Here is a 19,638-nt window from a genome sequence, read left to right on the forward strand (position 1 = left end):
CCTCCACTCAGAGGGGGCGGCAGATCCAGTGCAGGTAGCGGCCCAGTCCCTGGTAGCTGGGATGGCGACGGTAGGCGAGCTCCATTTCCAGCAGGTCCACCAGTTCGGCCTTGGCCTGGAACTCCTGGGGCATGTAGTCGTGGAACACCCGCACGCCGCTCTGTCTTTCGACCTGCCAGTGGCCGTCGAGTTGTTTCGCCAGGTCGCGCGGGTCCAGCGGCTGCTGCGGGGTCAGGCTCTGCCCTTCGCCGGCGAACTTGTGCTTGCGCAGCTTGCGGAAGTGGCCCTTGAGCAGGTTGCGGTAGATCAGCGCGTCCTTGTTGTAGAAGGCCAGCGACAGCAAACCGTCCCGGGCGGTGAGCTGGTGCAGCACCGGCAGAATGGCGTGCGGGTCGGCCAGCCATTCCAGCACGGCGTGGCACAGCACCAGGTCATAGGGCTCGGTGAGCCGGCCGAGCAGCTCCTGCCAGGGGGCCTGGATGAAGGTGGCGCTGCGGCCAGCCTCGGCAAAGCGCTGGCGGGCGCCTTCGAGCATGGGCTCGGCGGGTTCGGCGAGGGTCACCTGGTGGCCGCGTTCGGCCAGCCAGAGGGCCATGTGGCCGAGGCCGGCGCCAACGTCGAGCACTCGCAACGGGCGGTCGGGGAGGACTTCCGACAGGTCAGCCTGGAGCACGGCGAGGCGGATGGCGCCCTTGGCGCCGCCGTAGATCTTCTCGGCGAAACGTGTCGCCAGTTCATCGAAATGCCGGTCGCTCATGTGAAGCGCCTTTCGCTGTCGGCGAGCTTGGCGCGCACTACGGCGTCCATGTCCAGGCCGAGTTCGGCACACAGCAGCAGGAGGTAGAGGACGATGTCGCCCACTTCCTGGCCGGCGTGGGCGAGTTTTTCCGGGGGCAGCTGGCGCGACTGGTCTTCGGTCAGCCACTGGAAGATTTCCACCAGCTCGGCCATTTCCACGCTGGCGGCCATGGCCAGGTTCTTCGGGCTGTGGAATTGCCGCCAGTCATTGTGATCGCGGATGGCGTGCAGGCGGGCGGTGATTTCGTCGAGGTTCATGGGGCTCTCCTTGAGCCGCCAATGGTCCCGCCGCTTGCACCGCCACGCAAGGGTCAGCCGAGGGGGCGCCAGCTTCCGCTCATGTGCGGGGTGTCCTGCCGGCCGCGCAGGGCAAACTGGCCGGAGGGCCCCGGCGCGCTGGCCAGCAGGGTGAGTTCGGCGGGCAGCAGCACGGGCTTCTGGAAGCGCACCTCCACTTCGTAGCCGGCTGCGGGCAGGTGGATTTCCAGCGCCGCCAGGCTGCGCGCCTTGTTCCACAGGCCGTGGGCGATGGCGCGGCGGAAGCCGAACAGCCTGGCACTGGCGGCCGCCAGGTGGATGGGGTTGTAGTCGCCGGCCACCCGCGCGTAGCGCCGGCCGATGTTGGCGTCGGCGTACCACTGGTCCAGGTGCTCCAGGGGCAGGCTCTCTACCGCTGCGCGCGGCTCGGGCTGGCCGGGCAGGCGCAGGCCGCGGAAGAGGACGCGGCTGTCGCCTTCCCAGACCAGGCCGAGCTGGTCTTCCAGGCGGGTGATCAGGCTGAAGCTGACGCCCTTTTCGTGGGGCTGCAGGCCGCTCGCTTCCACACTGACGGTGAACGGCCCGAGGCCGCCCAGGGCCCGCACGACGCGGATGCGGTTTTCCAGGTGCACGAAACCCAGCAGCGGGAAGGGGAAGCGCGGGTCGGTGAGCAGGCGCATCTGCAGCGGGAAGGCGAGGATGTGCGGGTAGGTCGCCGGCAGCAGGCCCTTGTCGCTGAAACCGCAGAGGGAGCGGTAGCGCGCCAGGTGTCCGGCGTCGACGCTCACCTGGCAGCGCACGCCCTGCTCGGGCAGGGTCATACCGCGTGTGCCACGGCGTACGGCGGCGCGGGCGAACAGGCCGGGGAGGGCGGGCGGTGCGGACAGATCGAGCCAGTCGGTGGCCATGAGGAATCTCCTTGGGGCGAATGGCATTGAGCATAGCCAGCATCGTCCGCCGCACACTGGCCGGTCCTCCCGGGGCCGCCAATCGCAGCCTTGAGCAGCGAGGAAGAAGCCGCATAAGATGGCCGCGCCTCGCAGATAATAAGAATTCTCTGAAAATGATGCGTGATCTGACCGATGACGTGGCGCTGAGCTTCGATGCTGCAGATCAGGACCGGCCTTCGCCCTCCGCCGCGCCGGACCAGCCGCGCATGCACGAGTCCCTGGCCCGTCGCCAACTGGCCGAGGTGGAGCGCCTGGAGTTGGTGCGCCAGGTGCGCGAGCTGATCGGCGAACTGCTGGCCAATGGCGGCGTCACTCTGGAACAGGTGGCCGCGCGCCTGAACATGCCGTCCCGCCGCCTGCGCGAACGCCTGGCCATGGCCGGCGTGCGCTTCAACGACCTGGTGACCGACTACCGCTGCCGGCTGGCCAAGGACCTGCTGCTGAACACCGACGAGCGCATCGAAGTGATTGTCGAGCGCACCGGATTCTCCGAACCGAGCACCTTCTACCGAGCGTTCAAGCGCTGGGTGGGGGATACCCCGGTGGAATTCCGCAGGAAGGGCAAGGGCTGAAACCCATTGGGGCAACTGCGTTGCCCCTTCGCGAATGAATTCGCCCCCACAAATTCAAGGCCTACCGATTGCGTGATGGCCAGCCTCAAGCCCCCAACAGGCTCTGGCCGCACACCCGCATCACCTGCCCGGTGAGGGCGCCGGAGCCGGGTTGGGCGAACCAGGCGACGGCTTCGGCCACGTCCTGGGGCAGGCCACCCTGGTTCATGGAGTTCATGCGCCGGCCGGCTTCGCGGAGGGTGAGGGGGATGGCGGCGGTCATCTGGGTTTCGATGAAGCCCGGCGCCACCGCATTGATGCTGATGCCTCGCCTGGCCAGCAGCGGCGCCCAGTTTTGCGCAAGACCGATGAGGCCCGCCTTGCTCAGCGCATAGTTGGTCTGGCCCAGGTTGCCGGCAATGCCGCTGATGGAGGCGATCAGCACCACGCGGCCGTTGTCGTGCAGCTTGCCGGCGTCCAGCAGGGCCTGGGTGAGCACCTGCGGGGCGTGCAGGTTGACGTTGATCACCGAGTTCCAGAACTCGTCGCTCATCTTGGCGAGGGTCTTGTCGCGGGTGATGCCGGCGTTGTGCACCAGGATGTCCACGCCCTCCGGCAGCGCGTCCACCAGTTGGCTGGCGGCGTCCTCGGCGGTGATGTCCAGGGCCACGCCACGGCCGCCCAGGCGCGCGGCCAGGCCGTCGAGGGCGTCTTTTGCCTGGGGCACGTCCAGCAGGATCACCTCGGCGCCGTCGCGGGCCAGGGTTTCCGCGATGGCGGCGCCGATGCCCCGGGAGGCGCCGGTGACCAGCGCGCGCTTGCCGGCCAGCGGGCGGGTCCAGTCCTGCACCTTTTCGGCACAGGCCGTCAGGCGCAGCACCTGGGCGGACACGTAGGCGCTCTTCGGCGAGAGGAAGAAGCGCAGTGCGCCTTCCAGCTGGTCCTCGGCACCCTGGCCGACGTAGATAAGCTGGACGCTGCCGCCGCGGCGGATTTCCTTGGCCAGCGAACGGGTGAAGCCTTCCAGGGATCGCTGCACGCTGGCGGCTACCAGGTCCTCGATGGCTTCCGGGGCGCGGGCCAGCACCACCACTTTGGGGCAGGTGCCCAGGTGTTTCAGGGCCGGCTGGAAGAAGTCGCGCAGCTCGATCAGTTGCTCGAAACGGGTCAGGCCGCTGGCATCGAAGAGCAGCGCCTTGAGCCTGGGGCCCTGCTCGGCGGTCCAGCGTGGCAGGCCGAAGCGGTCTTCCGCGTCCGCGAAGTTCTGGTCGGTGAGCCGGTTCAGCACGGCGCTGGCGGCCTCACCCAGGCTGCCGGAACCGCCGATCAGCAGGGCGCCATCCACCGGCCTTGCGCGGCCCGCCATCCAGCGCTCCAGGCGCACCGGCGCCGGCAGGCCGAGGGCGCCAACCAGGCGCCGGCCGGCGTTGGAGTTGGCGAAGGCGAGGTAACGGTCGTTCATGGCATGGCGCTCCTGCTGGTCAATCGAAAGTGGGCCCACTCTACGCAGAGGCAGGTTGTGCGCCACTGACCGCGCTGACCTGCCGGCCGGCAAGTCGGCCAATCCTGGCGTCTAGTCTTGTAGCCGACACTGCAACCTGCAAACCCTCATTGGAAGGAGTCATCATGGCCCAGCTTCGCCGGGTCGCCATCGTCGGCGGCAACCGCATCCCCTTCGCCCGCTCCAATACCGTCTACGCCACGGCCAGCAACCAGGACATGCTGACCAGCGCCCTCGAGGGCCTGGTGGAACGCTTCAATCTTCACGGCGTGCGCGTGGGCGAGTTCGCGGCGGGTGCGGTGCTCAAGCATTCCCGCGACTTCAACCTGGCGCGCGAATGCGTGCTGGGCTCGCGCCTGGCGCCGGAAACCCCGGCCTACGATATCCAGCAGGCCTGCGGTACCGGCCTGGAGGCGGCGATCCTGGTGGCCAACAAGATCGCCCTGGGGCAGATCGAGTGCGGCATCGCCGGCGGCGTGGACACCACCTCCGATGCGCCCATCGGCGTGCATGAGGAACTGCGCAAGATCCTGCTGGAGGCCAATCGCGGCAAGACCACCGGCGACAAGATCAAGGCCCTGCTGAAGGTGCGTCCGCGCCATCTGGCGCCGCACATTCCGCGCAACGGCGAGCCGCGCACGGGGCTGTCCATGGGCGAGCACTGCGAGCTGATGGCGCAGACCTGGGCCATCCCCCGCGATGAGCAGGACCAGCTCGCCGTGGCCAGCCACCGGAAGCTGGCGGCAGCCTATGCCGAAGGCTGGCAGAACGACCTGATGACCCCCTTCCGGGGCCTGAATCGCGACCAGAACCTGCGTCCGGACATCGACCCGGAGAAGCTGGCGAGCCTGAAGCCGGTGTTCGAGCGCGGCCCTCAGGGCACCCTGACGGCGGCCAACTCCACGCCCCTCACCGATGGCGCCTCGGTGGTGCTGCTGGCCAGCGAGGAATGGGCCCAGGCGCGCGGGTTGCCGATCCTCGCCTACTTCCGGGATGGCGAAGCGGCGGCGGTGGATTTTGTCGGCGGCAAGGAGGGATTGCTGATGGCGCCGGCCTATGCGGTGCCGCGCCTGCTCGCGCGCAATGGCCTGACGCTGCAGGATTTCGATTTCTATGAAGTTCACGAAGCTTTCGCCGCCCAGGTGCTTTGCACCCTCAAGGCCTGGGAGGACGCCGAGTACTGCAAGACCCGCCTTGGCCTGGACCAGCCGCTGGGCGCCATCGACCGCGAAAAGCTGAACGTCAAGGGCAGCTCCCTGGCCGCCGGCCACCCCTTCGCCGCCACGGGCGGGCGCATCGTCGCCAACCTCGCCAAGTTGCTGTCGGTGGCGGGCGAGGGGCGCGGGCTCATCTCGATTTGCGCCGCCGGTGGGCAAGGTGTGACCGCGATCCTCGAAAAGTAATCCAATACCCGTGGCTGCAAGTCATCGCAGACACTTGATGTAAGCAACTCCGTGATTTAGGGCGGCCCGCAATGTCGGGGCCGCCCTTTTTTTCGTGCGCGAAAGCTCCGGTGGTTCGCAGCAATTCGTAGCCCGTTCATGTAAGGAATGGTTGGCAGACACCGCCATTCCGCTGGCTAACCGAGCGCGCGCCTCGTATTTCAACAATCGATCAGCACACCCTCCCAAACGATCTTGACCTGATGCTGGCGCTCCAGGCGCACCGGGTCCCGGCCGGTGATGCTCCAGCCCTGTTCCAGCAGGGTGTCGATATGCCTGCGCATGGCGTGCAGGCTGCGCCGTTCCGCCGGCGCAGCACGGCGGCGCTTGAGCACCACCCATTGCCCGACCACGTACTCGATCCAGGGGGACTCGTTGCGCTCGGTCGGGGGCGGCCCTCGTCCCTTGAGGGCGGCTTCGGGCAGCAGCCTGGGGGCGTACAGCAGTCTGGAGTCAGCCATTGGAATGAACCTCCCTATTGCACGAGTGCATTCGGACGCATACCGGCGTCCTGGCCTGCAACTGGGTACGGCGCCGTTGCACCGGCTACGGAGCAACCGCCGTGCCAGAAACGCAGGGGCGCTCTGCAGCGAGGCCGGCGCGCGGGCGCTGGTGGCGGGCAAGGCTGCGAGTGGGGAATACCCCCGGAAGTGGGGCCACCCCCGCCCTGTGGGGGCGAGGGCTGGGATCAGGCGGCGCTGGCCGCCAGGGCCCGGCCGCGCAGGGAATAACGCTCGGCCATCACCGCGCAGACGATCAGCTGCATCTGGTGGTAAAGCATGATCGGCAGCAGGATCAGGCCCAGCGCCGGGCTGGCGCCGAAGATGATCGCGGCCATCGGCGCGCCGGCGGCCAGGGACTTCTTGGTGGCGCAGAACACCGCGGCGACTTCGTCTTCATGGTTGAAGCCCAGGCTCCGGGCGGAGCGGGTGGTCAGCCAGAGCATCAGGGCCAGCAGCAGGGCGCAGCCGACGAAGGCGACGATCAGGGTTTCCGGTCCTTGCTGCTGCCAGAGGCCGCCGGCCACCGAGTCGCTGAAGGAGGCGAACACCAGCAGCAGGATCACCAGCTTGTCGAAGATCCCGGTGTAGCGCTTGTAGCGGGCGAAGAACCTGCCCCACAGCGGGCGCAGCACCTGGCCGAGTACCAGCGGCAGGAGCAGCAGCAGGCTGAGGTCGAGCAGGGTCTGGCCGAGGTCGATGCCGCCGTTGGCATCGGCCACCAGGCTGATCAGCCAGGGCGTCAGGAACACCCCCAGCAGGCTCGACAGGCTGGCGTTGAGGATGGCCGCCGGCACGTTGCCGCCGGCGCTGCCGGTCAGGGCCACGGACGAGGAAATGGTCGAGGGCAGGGCGCAGAGATAGAAGAACCCCAGCATCAGCGCGGGCGGCACCTGGCCGCCCAGCAGCTTGTTCGCCACCAGCCAGAACAGCGGGAAGATGGCGAAGGTGAAGACCTGCACCATGACGTGCAGGCGCCAGTTACCCAGGCCCTTCCTGATCTGCTCGGTGGACAGGTTGATGCCGTGGAGGAAGAACACCAGGAACACCCCGGCGTTGATCAGGCTGCCGGCATGCAGGCTGCCGCCGTGCTTGCCGACGTCGGGGAACAGCCAGGCCAGGGTCACTGCCAGCAGCATGCCGCCGAGGAACCAGTCGGTGAACAGGCGTTTCAGGGGTTTGAGTGCTGACATGGGGCCTCCGGCATCGAGCGAACTTGTGGGCGGAGACTAGCGGGCGCAGAATCCGACCGTCTAACGACATGAGATCAACCTATGTCGCAAAACGGACAAGTCGACCTGCAACGCCAGATTCCCCGGCTCGAGCAATTGCCCCGACCCCTCTATGCCCGTGCGGAAAGCCTGCGCGCCGGTTCCTGGACGGCCCGTCACAGCCACGACTGGGTGCAGCTTTCCTACGCCATCAGTGGCGTGCTCGGCGTGCACACCGCCGAGGGCAGTTACTACGCGCCGCCGCACTGGGCGGTGTGGGTGCCGGCCGGGATGGAGCATGAGGTGGCGACTTCGGTGAACGCCGAGATGCGCAGTCTCTATGTGCGCCGCGATGCCAGCGCCTGGGCCCCGGAACATTGCCGGGTGCTGGAGGTGACGCCGCTGGCGCGCGAGCTGATCAAGGCCTTCTGTGAGCTGCCGGTGGAGTATCCCGAGGGCGACTGCGCCGAGGCGCGGCTGGCCGCCGTGCTGCTGGACCAGCTCCGCGCCTTGCCGGAGGCGGGCTTCTCCCTGCCGATGCCGGCCGAGCCCCGCCTGCTGCGGTTGTGCAGCGAACTGGTGGCGCAGCCTGACCTTGGTCTCAGCCTGGGGGAATGGGCGGCGCGCCTGAACACTTCGGAAAAGACCCTGACCCGCGCCTTCCAGCGCGAGACGGGGCTGAGCTTTCGCCAGTGGCGGCAACGCCTGCGCCTGCTGGCCGCCCTGCAGCCCCTGGAGGGCGGTGTCAGCGTCACCGAAGTGGCCCTGGCCAGCGGCTACGAATCACCCTCGGCCTTCATCGCCGCATTCAAGGGCCTGTTCGGGGTGACGCCCGGTGAGTTGTTCCGATAGATGCAGCCGAGGGATCGCCCCTACAGGCAGCCGCCCATGGTGCGCTATGCGATCGAGGCACTTCGTCGCAGCCTTTCACTGCGTGGATAGCCGCCGCTGCGCGCATGCCGTATAACGTCGGCCCATTCCCTCCTCTTCCGTGAAGGCACCTGCTGCACCTGCATGAAGACCCCGAAGCGCCTCGAGCCACTGCTGGAAGATGGCCTGATCGATGAAGTCCTGCGTCCGCTGATGAGCGGCAAGGAAGCCTCCGTGTATGTCGTGCGCTGCGGCAGCGAGCTGCGTTGCGCCAAGGTCTACAAGGAGGCCAACAAGCGCGGCTTCCGCCAGGCCGCCGAGTACCAGGAGGGCCGCAAGGTGCGCAACAGCCGTGACGCCCGCGCCATGGCCAAGGGCTCGAAGTACGGCCGCCGCGAGCGCGAGGAGTCCTGGCAGAACGCTGAGGTGTCGGCGCTGTTCCGCCTGGCCAATGCCGGCGTCCGGGTGCCCAAGCCTTATGACTTTCTCGATGGCGTGCTGCTGATGGAACTGGTCAGCGACGGCGAGGGCGATGCCGCCCCGCGCCTGAACGATGTCGACCTGACCCCCGAGGACGCCCGCCAATTCCATGCCTTCATGATCGGCGAGATCGTCAAGATGCTCTGCGCCGGCCTCGTGCATGGCGACCTGTCCGAGTTCAACGTGCTGCTCGATCCCTGCGGCCCGGTGATCATCGACCTGCCCCAGGCGGTGGACGCCGCCGGCAACAACCACGCCTTCCGCATGCTGGAACGTGATGTCGGCAACATGGCCGCCTACTTCGGGCAGTTCGCGCCCGAGTTGAAATACACCCGCTACGCCAAGGAGATGTGGGCCCGCTACGAGGAAGGCAGTCTGACCCCGGAGACCCGGCTCACCGGCCAGTTCGCCGAACCCGAGGACGCCGCTGATCTGGATGCGGTGATGCGCGAGATCAAGGCCGCCCTGGCCGAAGAAGCCCGTCGCCAGGCGCTGCTGGCCGGGCAGGACGAGCCGGCAGGGCGAGAAGAGCCCACGCCGCCGTGGATGCGCGCCTGAGTCGCACTTGACCTGTCCGGGACACCGCACGATCCTTGCTCATTGGTTTTTTCAGGAGATGGACAGATGCAAGGCCAAGCCGAAGTGGTGGAGTACCTGAAGGATCTGTTGCGCGGCGAACTGGCTGCCCGTGACCAGTACTTCCTGCATTCGCGGATGTATCAGGACTGGGGTTTCAACAAACTGTTCGAGCGCATCAACCACGAGATGGAAGAAGAAACCCAGCACGCCGATGCCTTGCTGCAGCGCATCCTCTTCCTCGAAGCCACCCCGGACATGCGCCCGCGGCCTATCCATCCCGGCAACACCGTACCGGACATGCTGCGCGCCGACCTCAAGCTGGAATACGAAGTACGCGCTGCGCTGAGCAAGGGCATCACTCTCTGCGAGAAGCACAAGGACTACATGAGCCGCGACATCCTCGTCGCCCAGCTCAAGGACACCGAAGAAGATCACGCCTACTGGCTGGAACAGCAGCTTGGCCTGATCGATCGCGTCGGCCTGGAGAACTACCTGCAGTCGCAGGCCTGATGGTTTCGGGGTGAAAGAAGGGCCGCGCTTGCGGCCCTTTTTCGTTGGGCGTCGTGCCGCGCCATTCGCGAATGAATTCGCCCCCACAAGGCCCCATACAGCCCGCCATAATTTTCCGCGGCATCTGTATCCATACATTTTGGCGCCCGGCTGCTAGCGTGTTGCTCTGTTCCCGGAGCACTCGCCATGTCTCTGCCGCACATTCTCCTGGCCTTGCTGGTCACCCTGATCTGGGGCGTCAACTTCGTGGTGATCAAGGTCGGACTGGAGGATTTTCCGCCGCTGCTGTTCTGCGCCCTGCGCTTCGCCCTTGCGGCGCTGCCCCTGCTGTTCCTGCGCGGGCCGATGCCGGCGCCGTTCTGGCGCATCGTGCAGATCGGCGTACTGCTGGGCGTGGTGAAGTTCGGCCTGCTTTTCGTGGGCATGCACATCGGCATGCCGGCCGGGCTGTCGTCGCTGGTACTGCAGAGCCAGGTGTTCTTCACCGTTCTGATCGCCGCCGTGTTCCTGGGCGAGCGCCCCAGCCGGCGTGGTCTGCTGGGGCTGCTTCTGGCTGCCTGCGGATTGGTGTTGATCGGCCTGGGCCGGCCGCTGGGGGACAGCCTGCTGGCGTTCATGCTGGTGATTGCCGCGGCGCTGGCCTGGGCCTTCGCGAACATCGCCACCAAGCGCAGCGGTGCGACGGACATGCTGCGGCTGATTTGCTGGGTCAGCCTGATCCCGCCGCTTCCCCTGCTGGCGCTTTCCTACTTCTTCGAAGGCCCTGAGGCCATCGCCACTGCCCTGAGTCATCCGAGCTGGGGGGGCATCGGCGCGCTGGTGTACATCGCTTTCCTCGCCACCACCGTGGGCTTCGGCCTGTGGAGTTTCCTGCTGCAACGCTACCCGGCCAGCCTGGTGACGCCCTTTGCCCTGGCGGTGCCCGTGTCCGGCCTGCTGGCCGGCTGGTTGTTGCTGGGCGAACAGCTCAGCGCCGCTGGCTGGGCGGCTTGCGCGCTGGTGTTCGTGGGGCTGGCGATCACCGTGTTGCCCAAGTCGGCAATCGATCGCGTGCTCAGTGGCAGCAACCGCCTGACGCCAAGTCCTTGAGGATCGGGCAGTCCGGGCGGTGGTCGCCCTGGCAGTGATCCACCAGCTCCTGCAGGGTGTCGCGCAGGCCGGCCAGTTCGGCGATCTTGCGGTTCAGCGCCTCGATATGGTCGCGGGCCAGGGCCTTCACGTCGGCACTGGCGCGCTGGCGGTCCTGCCAGAGCTGCAGCAGCCGGCCCACTTCCTCCAGTGAAAAGCCCAGGTCCCGCGAGCGCTTGATGAAGGCCAGGGTGTGCAGGTCCTGGCTGCTGTACTGGCGGTAGCCGCTGTCGCTGCGTCCCGCTTCCGGCAGCAGGCCAATGCCTTCGTAGTAGCGGATCATCTTCGCGGTCAGCCCGCTTTTCTTGGCGGCTTGGCCGATGTTCATTGGCGTTTCCTCGAATCATCTCGCAGGGTGGGCTTCAGCCCACGAAGGACTTCTCGGTGGGCTGAAGCCCACCCTACAAAACACGCTGCCACTCAATCATTCGGCTTCCAGGTTTTCAGCAGCAGGGCGTTGCTCACCACGCTGACGCTGGACAGCGCCATGGCCGCGCCCGCCACCACGGGGCTGAGCAGGCCGGCGGCGGCCAGGGGAATGCCGATCAGGTTGTAGATGAAGGCCCAGAACAGGTTCTGGCGGATCTTCGCATAGGTGCGCCGGGAGATATCCAGGGCCGCCGGCACCAGGCGCGGATCGCCGCGCATCAGGGTGATGCCGGCCGCGTGCATGGCCACGTCCGTGCCGCCACCCATGGCGATGCCGACGTCGGCCGCGGCCAGGGCAGGGGCGTCGTTGATGCCGTCGCCGACCATGGCGACCACGGCGCCATTGGCCTTGAGTTCAGCCACGGTGGCGGCCTTGTCCGCCGGCAGCACCTCGGCATGCACCGACTCGATGCCCAGCGCCTCTGCCACTACCCGCGCGCTGCCGCGGTTGTCGCCGGTGATCAGGTGGCTGCGGATGGCGCGCTGGCGCAGGGCTGCCACGGCGTCAGCCGCACCGTCCTTCAGGGTATCGCCGAAAGCGAACAGGCCCAGCACGCGGCGTTCCGGTTCCAGTTCCAGCAGCCAGGAGAGGGTGCGCCCTTCGGCTTCCCAGGCCTTGGCGGGATCGGCCAGGTCGCCGGGCGGGAGATGCTGCTCGTCCAGCAGGCGACGGTTGCCGAGGGCAAGCAGGCGGCCGTTCACCCGCCCCTGGATGCCGCGTCCGGCCAGGGCCTGGCTGGCGTCTACCGTGGGGGCTTCGAGGTTGCGTTCGGCGCAGGCGTCCAGCACCGCCCTGGCCAGCGGGTGCTCGCTGCCGCGCTGCAGGGCGCCGGCCAGTTGCAGCAGCTCGCCTTCGTCGCCATTGCGCGCCATCAGGTGGGCGATGCGCGGGCTGCCGGAGGTGAGGGTGCCGGTCTTGTCGAAGGCCACCGCTTGCACCGCGTGGGCGACTTCCAGGGCTTCGGCGTCCTTGATCAGGATGCCGTGACGCGCGGCGACGCCGGTGCCGGCCATGATCGCGGTGGGCGTGGCCAGGCCCAGGGCGCAGGGGCAGGCGATCACCAGCACGGCCACGGCGTTGATCAACGCGGTCTCGATGCCGGCGCCGGCCAGCAGCCAGCCCACCAGGGTGGCGAAGGCGATGAGCAGGACCGCCGGGACGAACACCTGGCTGACCTTGTCCACCAGTTTCTGGATCGGCGCCTTGGCGGCCTGGGCGTCTTCCACCAGGCGGATGATCCGCGCCAGCACGGTTTCGCCGCCCAGGGCCGTGGTGCGCACCAGCAGCCGGCCTTCGCCGTTGATCGCGCCGGCGGTGACGCGGTCGCCGGGCTGCTTCGGCACCGGCAGGCTTTCACCGCTGATCAGGGCTTCATCGGCGTGGCTCTGGCCCTCGCTGACTTCGCCGTCGGCCGGGAAGCGCTCGCCGGGCTTGACCACCAGCAGGTCGCCAAGTTGCAGGGCGGCGATGGCGACTTCTTCCTCGCGGCCTTCACGCAGGCGGGTGGCACGTTCCGGTCGCAGGGCCTCCAGGGCGCGGATGGCGGCACTGGTCTGGCGCTTGGCGCGGCTTTCCAGGTATTTGCCCAACAGCACCAGGGCGATCACCACCGCCGAGGCTTCGAAATACAGGTGCGGCATCTGGCCGGGTGGCGTCGCCCACCACTGGTAGAGGCTCAGGCCGTAGCCGGCGCTGGTGCCGATGGCCACCAGCAGGTCCATGTTGCCGGTGCCGGCCTTCACCGCCTTCCAGGCGGCGCGATAGAAGCGCGCACCGAGGATGAACTGCACCGGCGTCGCCAGGACGAACTGGACCCAGGCCGGCAGCATCCAGTGGCCGCCGAACCATTCCAGCAGCATGGGCACCACCAGCGGCAGGGCCAGGGCGAGGGCGAGCAGTACCGCCCAGCGCTCACGGCTCAGGCGGGCCTCGGCATCGTCGACGGAAGGCCGGGTTTCGTCCACCCGGCTGGCGCTGTAGCCGGCGCCTTCCACGGCGCGGATCAGGGCGGCGCTGTCCACCTGGCCGAACAGCTCCAGATGGGCGCGTTCGCTGGCCAGGTTCACGCTCACCTGCGCCACGCCAGGCACCTTGCGCAGCGCGCGTTCCACGCGGCCGGCGCAACTGGCGCAGGTCATGCCGCCGATGGCCAGTTCCAGGCGCTGGGCGGGAACCTGGTAGCCCGCCGCCTCGACGGCCGCCACCAGGGCCGGCAGGCTGTCGCCCGGAGCCTCGACGCGGGCCTGTTCAGTGGCCAGGTTGACGCTGGCGGTCTGCACGCCCGGCACCTTGGCCAGGGCGCGTTCGACCCGTCCAGCACAGCTGGCACAGGTCATTCCGCTGATGGGCAGATCGATGGAAATCGACTGGGTCATGGACTGATCCTCCTAATCTGCGGACTAGGATCAACCTTGACACACGGGTAAGGTCAAGCGCTCATTGCACCGCTGTGGTCGGCACCAGGTACAGGCCTTCCGTGCCCTGCGCGAGACGGTACTTGCGCACCTCGCCGGCCCCCAGGGTGATGGTCTGCTGGCGCAATTGTTCGATGCCCGGTTTGCAGCTCCCCGGTCCGAGCAGGCTGAGGCGGATCGATACCGGTCCCGGCGGCAGGTTGAAGGACACGATCTGCCCCTGCACCAGGCGCGCGGCCAACTGGTCTTCCAGGTAGAGGCCGACGTCGCAGGCGGTGGCCAGTTCGATGCGCTCGCGGGAGATGACCAGCACACCGTAGTCGACGGGCGGCTGGGCCTGGGCCAGCAAGGGCACGGCCAGAAGGGCCAGAAGGGCAGGGCGCAAGCCGTACATGGCGGGAATCTCTTGCGGGTGGACAGCACCATTCTAGTTCTGCGGCATGAACCCGTCGGTGCGGATGCAGGCGGCAAAAAGGCCTCTTGACCTTGCCACGGTGGGAAGGATGAGACTGACCCCAGTTTCCACTCCCAAGGAGAACGACCATGCAGGTATTCAAGGTTCAAGGCATGTCCTGCGGCCATTGCGTCCGCGCCATCACCCAGGCCGTGCAGGCCCGCGACCAGGCTGCCGAAGTGCAGGTGGACCTGGCGGCGGGTGAAGTCCGGGTCGCCAGCCGGCTGGCGCAAGAGCAGGTGCTGGAGGCGATTCGCGAAGAGGGTTATCAGGCCGAGACGGCCTGACGTCCGCTCCCTGTGGGAGATTTCAATCGCGAGTGAATTCGTTCCCACGGATGAGTGTCGGGGCTGCCGGATCAGTCCCAATCCTTCACCAGCCCGCGGAACAGCGCGTTCACCATGGGGGCGGCATCCGTCAGCGGGTCGAACAGCGTCGGGTCGCGGGTCCAGTCACTGAACAGGCCGACCATCAGGGCGTGCAGCGCCCGCGATGCCTGCAACGGCGTGATGCCCGGGCGCAGGCGTTCGCGGCAGAGGGGGCGCGCGAACAGGGCTTCGCAGAGCTGGATGAACTGGTCGACGAAGGCGTAATGGCGCTCTTCGGCCTCACGCAATTCCTCGGTGAATTCACAGCGGTGCAGCAGGATGTTGAAGATCCGCTGGCGCTGCTCGTCCCGCGCCAGATTGACGATGGCCTCCAGGTACAGGTCGCGTAGCGACAGCATCGGGTCCTGCCCGTTGCAGTCGCACAGGCGGTCGATCATCTGCTCCTGGGGCAGGCGCACCTGGGACAGCATTTCGTGGAACAGATGCGCCTTGTTCTGGAAGTGCCAGTAGACGGCGCCCCGGGTCACGCCGGCGGCACGGGCAATCTGCTCGAGGGAGGTGTGCGCCACGCCTTTTTCCAGGAACAGGTGTTCGGCTGCGATCAGGATCGCCCCGCGGGTTTTCTCTGCTTCTTCTTTGGTTCTGCGCATAGCAGTTGGGCCAATACTGTCTAGGCTTCTTGTTTGGGGGGCGGAGTTTACCGATTTTGGGCGGTAAACAATCACTTGCATACAAACGTGGATGTAGCGCTCCGCGCCCGATCTTTTGCCAGTTCGGCACCGTATGGAGACAGCTTATGCCGTTTGTTCGCAGCCTTCCCTTCAGCCTTGCACTAATCGTCGCAAGCGCCAGTTTTGCTGGCTCAGCGGGGGCCGCCGATGCCCCAGGCGGTGCACCGCCCGCCCCGGAAGTGATAGTGGAAACCGCCAGTGCCGCGCCGTTGCCGCTGGTCCTGGAGTACGCCGGGCGCACTGCGGGATATCGCGAGGTGGAAGTGCGGGCCCAGGTGAGCGGCATTCTCCAGCAGCGCACCTACACCGAAGGCAGCCGGGTGAAGCAGGGCGAGATCCTGTTCCGCATCGACCCGCGCACCTACGAAGCGGCCCTGGCGCGGGCCAAGGGTGCCCTGGCTCAGGAGCAGGCGCGCTACCGCCAGACCGAACGCGACCTGAAACGTACCCGTGAACTGCAGAAGAAGGGCTACGCCAGCGAAAGCGAACTGGACAACGCGATTTCCAACTTCGAGCAGAGCAAGGCCAACGTCGAAGCCGCCCAGGCCGAGGTGAAGGCGCGGCAGATCGACCTCGACTACACCACGGTGGAAGCGCCCATTTCCGGGATGACCAGCAAGGAAACCCGCTCCGAAGGCAGCCTCATCGTGGCCGGCGACCCCAACGGCAGCCTGCTGACCCAGCTCACCCAGCTCGATCCCATCTACGTCAACTTCGCCTACCCGGATACCGAGGCCGAGCGCCTGCGGGACGGCGTGAAGCAAGGCACGATCGAACTGCCCCCGGATGGCATGCTGAGCGCTGACCTCAAGTTCGGCGACGGTTCCACCTACCCGCTTTCCGGCCGCGTGGACTTCACCGACAGCTTCGTCAACACCGGTACCGGCACCGTCAGTGCCCGCGCCGTGGTGCCCAATCCTGAGCAGAAACTGCTGCCCGGCATGTTCGTGCGGGTCCTGGTGAAGGGCTTCACCCGTCCGCAGGCCATCACCGTGCCCGAACGCGCCCTGGCCCAGGGGCCACGCGGCACCTTCGTCTATGTGGTCGACAAGGACGGCATGGCGCGGGTGCGCCAGGTCAAGACTGGCGACACCCGCGACGGCCGCTGGGTGATCGAGTCCGGCGTTTCCGCCGGCGACCGCGTGATCGTCGAAGGCCTGCCCAAGGTACGCCCCGACTCGCCGGTGAAGGCGGTGGAGGCCAGCAAGGCCGACGCCGAACAAGCAGCCAAGCAATCTTGAGGAGCGCCCGCCGTGATCTCGCGCTTCTTCATCGACAGACCCGTCTTCGCTGCGGTGATCTCCATCGTCATCGTACTCGCCGGCCTGGCCGCCATGCGCGCACTGCCGATCGCCCAGTACCCTGAAATCCTTCCGCCCCAGGTGTCGGTCAGCGCCGTCTACCCCGGCGCCAGTTCGCAGGTGATCGCGGAAACCGTGGCCGCGCCCCTGGAGCAGGAAATCAACGGCGTGGAGGGCATGATCTACCAGCTGTCCAACTCCGACAGCAGCGGCGCCATGAGCCTGACGGTGTACTTCGAGGTGGGCCGCGACCCCGACCAGGCCACCATCGACGTCAACAACAAGGTCCAGGCCGCGCTCGCCAAGCTGCCCGAAGAGGTGCGCCGGCAGGGCGTGAAGGTGGAGAAGAAATCCTCCGACATCCTCCAGGTGGTCACCCTCTATTCGCCGGACAATTCCCGCGATCCGATCTTCATCAGCAACTACGCGCTGATCAACGTGATCGACGAGCTGAAGCGGATTCCCGGCGTCGGCGATGCCAGCCAGTTCGGCTCCAAGGATTACTCCATGCGCATCTGGCTGCGCCCGGACAAGCTGGCGCAGTACGACCTCACCCCGACCGACGTGGTCAACGCCATCCGCGAGCAGAACTCCCAGTTCGCCGCTGGCAGCTTCGGCCAGCAACCTTTGAACCAGCCCCAGGACTTCACCTACACGGTGACCACCCAGGGCCGTTTCACCGATCCCAAGGAGTTCGAGAGCGTCATCCTGCGTTCCGACGCCACCGGCGCCAGCCTGCTGCTCAAGGATGTGGCGCGGGTGGAACTGGGGGCCCAGGACTACTCTCTGATGACCTCCCTCAACGGCCAGCAGAACGCCGCCTTCGGCATCTACCTGCAACCGGGTGCCAACGCGCTGGACACTGCCGATGCGGTGAAGTCAACCATGGAGCAGCTGGCCAAGCGCTTCCCCGAGGGCATCGCCTACAAGATCCCCTACGACACCACCAAATTCGTCCAGGTCTCCATCGAGGAAGTGATCAAGACCTTTTTCGAAGCCCTGCTGCTGGTGGTGCTGGTAGTGTTCATCTTCCTGCAGAACTGGCGCGCCACCCTGATCCCGGTGCTGGCGATCCCCGTGTCCCTGGTGGGCACCTTCGCCGGCATGTACATGCTCGGATTCTCCATCAACCTGCTGACGCTGTTCGGCATGGTGCTGGCCATCGGCATCGTGGTGGACGACGCCATCGTGGTGATCGAGAACGTCGAACGGGTGATGTCGACCAAGAAGATCGGCCCGCGCGAAGCGGCCATCGAGGCCATGGAGGAGGTGACCGGGCCGATCATCGCCATCGTGCTGGTGCTCTGTGCGGTGTTCATCCCGGTGGGCTTCCTCGGCGGCCTGGCGGGGCAGATGTACCAGCAGTTCGCGATCACCATTGCGGTATCGGTGGTGATTTCCGGCATCGTCGCGCTGACCCTGTCGCCGGCCCTCTGCGCCCTGATGCTCAAGCCCACCCATGGAGAGCCGGCGGCGCCGTTCCGCTGGTTCAACAGCTTCTTCGAGCGCATGACCAATGGCTATGGCGCCGGGGTGCAGTTCTTCCTCAAGCGTTCGCTGATTGGCCTGGCGCTGTTCGGCGGGATGATCGCACTGCTGGTCATCCTCTTCGGGCGGGTGCCCGGCGCGCTGGTGCCGGACGAGGACCAGGGCTATGTGCTCAACGCCTACTTCCTGCCGCCAGCGGCGTCGCTGACCCGCACCGAAGAACTCACCAGCGCGGTCACCGAGGAACTGATGAAGCACCCGGCGGTGCAGGACGTGGTCACCTTCGCCGGTTTCGACATCCTCACCTTCGGTACCCGCAGCAACGCCGGGGTGTCCTTCGTGCCGCTGAAGGACTGGAGCGAGCGCACCACGGCGGAACTTGATGCGCGCAACCTGACGCGCACCTTCATGCAGATGGGCGCCGGGCAGAAGGACGGCATCGTGATGTCGTTCAACCCGCCGCCGATCACCGGCATGAGCACCACCGGCGGCTTCGAGTCCTATATCCAGGATCGCAGCGGCGGCACCGTGCAGCAGCTGGAAGCCGTGGTGCAGAAGTTCGTCGCCGCGGCCGCCAAGCGGCCCGAGCTGGCGGGGGTGAACACCACCTTCAACGCCAACGTGCCGCAGTACTACATCGACCTCGACCGCACCAAGGCGCGTGCCCTGGGGGTGGCGATCAACGATGTATTCACCGCCATGCAATCCACCTTCGGCAGCTACTACGTCAACGACTTCACCCTCTACGGGCGCACCTGGCAGGTGAGCCTGCAGTCCGAGCCGGAGTTCCGCCGCAAGCCGGATGACCTCAGCCAGGTCTACGTGCGCTCGGCCTCCGACGACCTGGTGCCGCTGTCCTCGCTGGTGCGGGTGGAACGCATCCTCGGCCCGGATTCCTACGCGCGCTTCAACGTCTACCCGGCGGCCAAGGTGCTGGGCGGGCCGGCGCCGGGCTACAGTTCGGGGCAGGCACTGGAGGCGATGCAGGAGGTGGCCAACGAGGTGCTGGGCGAGGACTACAGCCTCGGCTGGATCGGTTCCGCCTACCAGGAACTCGCGTCACACGGCTCCGGCAGCACCGCATTCGTCTTCGGCCTGATCATGGTGTTCCTCATCCTTGCCGCCCAGTACGAACGCTGGACCCTGCCGCTGGCGGTGGTCACCGCGGTGCCCTTCGCGGTGTTCGGCGCCATCCTCGCGGTGTGGCTGCGGGGCATCCAGAACGACGTGTACTTCCAGGTCGGCCTGGTGACCCTGATCGGCCTCGGGGCGAAGAACGCCATCCTCATCGTCGAGTTCGCCGTACTCTGCCGCGAACAGGGCATGGGACCGGTGCAGGCGGCGCTGGAGGCGGCCAAGCTGCGTTTCCGCCCGATCGTGATGACCTCCCTGGCCTTCATCCTCGGTTGCGTGCCGCTGGCCATCAGCTCCGGCGCGGGCTCGGCCAGCCGCCATTCCATCGGCACCGGGGTGATCGGCGGAATGCTCGCCGCCACCGTGCTGGCGACCTTCCTCATTCCCATGTTCTTCATGCTGGTGGAAAAGGCTTCGGACTGGCTGGAGAGCGGGAAGGCGCCCAAGACTCCCAAGGCCGAGGAGGTCCACGAGGGCTAGGGGCCTGAAGATAATTAATTGTGGGGGCGAATTCATTCGCGAAGGCCCCGTAGGTTGGTCCGAGGAACGAGGCCCAACACAGCCGGGCAAGTCCGCTGC

General features: G+C 67.0%; 18 protein-coding genes and 1 pseudogene. 9 read left to right on the forward strand and 10 right to left on the reverse strand.

The window, feature by feature from the left end; all coding sequences use genetic code 11:
• Positions 1 to 7 precede the first annotated feature (7 nt).
• The 3 genes from ACFW0B_RS06650 to ACFW0B_RS06660 are packed head-to-tail and all read right to left on the reverse strand — an operon-like array spanning position 8 to position 1,964.
• Positions 8 to 757 (reverse strand): methyltransferase domain-containing protein, encoded by a 750-nt coding sequence (locus ACFW0B_RS06650; protein ID WP_449147145.1) that lies wholly within the window; start codon positions 755 to 757, stop codon positions 8 to 10.
• Positions 754 to 1,056: a MazG-like family protein gene (locus tag ACFW0B_RS06655; RefSeq protein WP_226282769.1), complete on the reverse strand. Its 303-nt coding sequence runs from the start codon at positions 1,054 to 1,056 to the stop codon at positions 754 to 756. The genes ACFW0B_RS06650 and ACFW0B_RS06655 overlap by 4 nt, the downstream gene beginning before the upstream one ends.
• Positions 1,057 to 1,109: 53 nt before the next feature.
• Complete coding sequence (locus tag ACFW0B_RS06660) at positions 1,110 to 1,964, reverse strand: MaoC family dehydratase (protein ID WP_449147146.1); 855 nt, start codon at positions 1,962 to 1,964, stop codon at positions 1,110 to 1,112.
• Between the two features lie 182 nt (positions 1,965 to 2,146).
• Between ACFW0B_RS06660 and ACFW0B_RS06665 the strand changes: the two are divergent.
• Positions 2,147 to 2,578 (forward strand): annotated as a pseudogene (locus tag ACFW0B_RS06665) (helix-turn-helix domain-containing protein); the annotation flags it as partial.
• An 85-nt stretch (positions 2,579 to 2,663) separates the two neighbouring features.
• Here ACFW0B_RS06665 and ACFW0B_RS06670 read toward each other — a convergent pair.
• Positions 2,664 to 4,019 (reverse strand): 3-oxoacyl-ACP reductase, encoded by a 1,356-nt coding sequence (locus ACFW0B_RS06670; protein ID WP_449147147.1) that lies wholly within the window; start codon positions 4,017 to 4,019, stop codon positions 2,664 to 2,666.
• Positions 4,020 to 4,183: 164 nt separating this feature from the next.
• Between ACFW0B_RS06670 and ACFW0B_RS06675 the strand changes: the two genes are divergently transcribed.
• A complete protein-coding gene (locus tag ACFW0B_RS06675; protein ID WP_449147148.1) occupies positions 4,184 to 5,461 on the forward strand; it encodes an acetyl-CoA C-acetyltransferase in 1,278 nt (425 codons plus the stop codon).
• A 200-nt stretch (positions 5,462 to 5,661) separates the two neighbouring features.
• Here ACFW0B_RS06675 and ACFW0B_RS06680 read toward each other — a convergent pair whose 3' ends face one another.
• Together ACFW0B_RS06680 and ACFW0B_RS06685 are read right to left on the reverse strand one after the other, a co-directional pair.
• Positions 5,662 to 5,961 (reverse strand): hypothetical protein, encoded by a 300-nt coding sequence (locus ACFW0B_RS06680; protein WP_449147149.1) that lies wholly within the window; start codon positions 5,959 to 5,961, stop codon positions 5,662 to 5,664.
• Between the two features lie 227 nt (positions 5,962 to 6,188).
• The gene (locus tag ACFW0B_RS06685; RefSeq protein WP_449147150.1) at positions 6,189 to 7,193 is read right to left on the reverse strand and encodes a bile acid:sodium symporter family protein; all 1,005 of its coding nucleotides are present in this window, start codon (positions 7,191 to 7,193) and stop codon (positions 6,189 to 6,191) included.
• Between the two features lie 81 nt (positions 7,194 to 7,274).
• Between ACFW0B_RS06685 and ACFW0B_RS06690 the strand changes: the two genes are divergently transcribed.
• From ACFW0B_RS06690 to ACFW0B_RS06705, 4 genes are all read left to right on the forward strand, one after another.
• The gene (locus ACFW0B_RS06690) at positions 7,275 to 8,063 is read left to right on the forward strand and encodes an AraC family transcriptional regulator (RefSeq protein ID WP_449147151.1); all 789 of its coding nucleotides are present in this window, start codon (positions 7,275 to 7,277) and stop codon (positions 8,061 to 8,063) included.
• A gap of 162 nt (positions 8,064 to 8,225) precedes the next feature.
• Entirely contained in the window at positions 8,226 to 9,119 is an 894-nt protein-coding gene (locus ACFW0B_RS06695; protein ID WP_449147152.1) for a PA4780 family RIO1-like protein kinase, read from the forward strand.
• Positions 9,120 to 9,185: 66 nt separating this feature from the next.
• Entirely contained in the window at positions 9,186 to 9,650 is a 465-nt protein-coding gene (bfr, locus tag ACFW0B_RS06700) for a bacterioferritin (RefSeq protein WP_449147153.1), read from the forward strand.
• Between the two features lie 186 nt (positions 9,651 to 9,836).
• Positions 9,837 to 10,739, forward strand: a complete 903-nt coding sequence (locus ACFW0B_RS06705) for an EamA family transporter (protein ID WP_449147154.1) — start codon at positions 9,837 to 9,839, stop codon at positions 10,737 to 10,739.
• On the opposite strand, the gene cueR is transcribed toward ACFW0B_RS06705, so the two are convergent.
• From cueR to ACFW0B_RS06720, 3 genes are all read right to left on the reverse strand, one after another.
• Positions 10,705 to 11,106 carry a Cu(I)-responsive transcriptional regulator gene (gene cueR / locus ACFW0B_RS06710; RefSeq protein ID WP_449147155.1) on the reverse strand — a complete coding sequence of 134 codons (402 nt, stop codon included), beginning with the start codon at positions 11,104 to 11,106 and terminating at the stop codon, positions 10,705 to 10,707. The genes ACFW0B_RS06705 and cueR overlap by 35 nt on opposite strands.
• 92 nt (positions 11,107 to 11,198) lie before the next feature.
• A complete protein-coding gene (locus tag ACFW0B_RS06715; protein WP_449147156.1) occupies positions 11,199 to 13,583 on the reverse strand; it encodes a heavy metal translocating P-type ATPase in 2,385 nt (794 codons plus the stop codon).
• Positions 13,584 to 13,644: 61 nt separating this feature from the next.
• Positions 13,645 to 14,016: a hypothetical protein gene (locus tag ACFW0B_RS06720; RefSeq protein ID WP_449147157.1), complete on the reverse strand. Its 372-nt coding sequence runs from the start codon at positions 14,014 to 14,016 to the stop codon at positions 13,645 to 13,647.
• Positions 14,017 to 14,165: 149 nt separating this feature from the next.
• Between ACFW0B_RS06720 and ACFW0B_RS06725 the strand changes: the two genes are divergently transcribed.
• A complete protein-coding gene (locus ACFW0B_RS06725) occupies positions 14,166 to 14,363 on the forward strand; it encodes a heavy-metal-associated domain-containing protein (RefSeq protein ID WP_449147158.1) in 198 nt (65 codons plus the stop codon).
• A 71-nt stretch (positions 14,364 to 14,434) separates the two neighbouring features.
• Here ACFW0B_RS06725 and ACFW0B_RS06730 read toward each other — a convergent pair whose 3' ends face one another.
• Complete coding sequence (locus ACFW0B_RS06730) at positions 14,435 to 15,055, reverse strand: TetR family transcriptional regulator (protein ID WP_449147159.1); 621 nt, start codon at positions 15,053 to 15,055, stop codon at positions 14,435 to 14,437.
• Between the two features lie 146 nt (positions 15,056 to 15,201).
• On the opposite strand from ACFW0B_RS06730, the gene ACFW0B_RS06735 reads away from it, so the two are divergent.
• Complete coding sequence (locus tag ACFW0B_RS06735) at positions 15,202 to 16,377, forward strand: efflux RND transporter periplasmic adaptor subunit (RefSeq protein ID WP_449147160.1); 1,176 nt, start codon at positions 15,202 to 15,204, stop codon at positions 16,375 to 16,377.
• A gap of 12 nt (positions 16,378 to 16,389) precedes the next feature.
• Complete coding sequence (locus ACFW0B_RS06740; protein WP_449147161.1) at positions 16,390 to 19,539, forward strand: efflux RND transporter permease subunit; 3,150 nt, start codon at positions 16,390 to 16,392, stop codon at positions 19,537 to 19,539.
• Positions 19,540 to 19,638 lie beyond the last annotated feature (99 nt).

Origin of the sequence: Metapseudomonas phytobenefica, from assembly GCF_043392685.1 — a bacterium.
Classification (GTDB): domain Bacteria; phylum Pseudomonadota; class Gammaproteobacteria; order Pseudomonadales; family Pseudomonadaceae; genus Metapseudomonas.

Excerpts from the sequence above, each read along its gene's own strand:
- ACFW0B_RS06655 (WP_226282769.1), bottom strand. The coding sequence starts at position 1,056 with ATGAACCTCGACGAAATCACCGCCCGCCTGCACGCCATCCGCGATCAC.
- ACFW0B_RS06725 (WP_449147158.1), top strand. The coding sequence starts at position 14,166 with ATGCAGGTATTCAAGGTTCAAGGCATGTCCTGCGGCCATTGCGTCCGC.
- ACFW0B_RS06720 (WP_449147157.1), bottom strand. The coding sequence starts at position 14,016 with ATGTACGGCTTGCGCCCTGCCCTTCTGGCCCTTCTGGCCGTGCCCTTG.
- ACFW0B_RS06675 (WP_449147148.1), top strand. The coding sequence starts at position 4,184 with ATGGCCCAGCTTCGCCGGGTCGCCATCGTCGGCGGCAACCGCATCCCC.
- ACFW0B_RS06715 (WP_449147156.1), bottom strand. The coding sequence starts at position 13,583 with ATGACCCAGTCGATTTCCATCGATCTGCCCATCAGCGGAATGACCTGT.
- ACFW0B_RS06680 (WP_449147149.1), bottom strand. The coding sequence starts at position 5,961 with ATGGCTGACTCCAGACTGCTGTACGCCCCCAGGCTGCTGCCCGAAGCC.
- ACFW0B_RS06705 (WP_449147154.1), top strand. The coding sequence starts at position 9,837 with ATGTCTCTGCCGCACATTCTCCTGGCCTTGCTGGTCACCCTGATCTGG.
- cueR (WP_449147155.1), bottom strand. The coding sequence starts at position 11,106 with ATGAACATCGGCCAAGCCGCCAAGAAAAGCGGGCTGACCGCGAAGATG.
- ACFW0B_RS06735 (WP_449147160.1), top strand. The coding sequence starts at position 15,202 with ATGCCGTTTGTTCGCAGCCTTCCCTTCAGCCTTGCACTAATCGTCGCA.
- ACFW0B_RS06730 (WP_449147159.1), bottom strand. The coding sequence starts at position 15,055 with ATGCGCAGAACCAAAGAAGAAGCAGAGAAAACCCGCGGGGCGATCCTG.
- ACFW0B_RS06660 (WP_449147146.1), bottom strand. The coding sequence starts at position 1,964 with ATGGCCACCGACTGGCTCGATCTGTCCGCACCGCCCGCCCTCCCCGGC.
- bfr (WP_449147153.1), top strand. The coding sequence starts at position 9,186 with ATGCAAGGCCAAGCCGAAGTGGTGGAGTACCTGAAGGATCTGTTGCGC.
- ACFW0B_RS06685 (WP_449147150.1), bottom strand. The coding sequence starts at position 7,193 with ATGTCAGCACTCAAACCCCTGAAACGCCTGTTCACCGACTGGTTCCTC.
- ACFW0B_RS06695 (WP_449147152.1), top strand. The coding sequence starts at position 8,226 with ATGAAGACCCCGAAGCGCCTCGAGCCACTGCTGGAAGATGGCCTGATC.
- ACFW0B_RS06690 (WP_449147151.1), top strand. The coding sequence starts at position 7,275 with ATGTCGCAAAACGGACAAGTCGACCTGCAACGCCAGATTCCCCGGCTC.
- ACFW0B_RS06650 (WP_449147145.1), bottom strand. The coding sequence starts at position 757 with ATGAGCGACCGGCATTTCGATGAACTGGCGACACGTTTCGCCGAGAAG.
- ACFW0B_RS06670 (WP_449147147.1), bottom strand. The coding sequence starts at position 4,019 with ATGAACGACCGTTACCTCGCCTTCGCCAACTCCAACGCCGGCCGGCGC.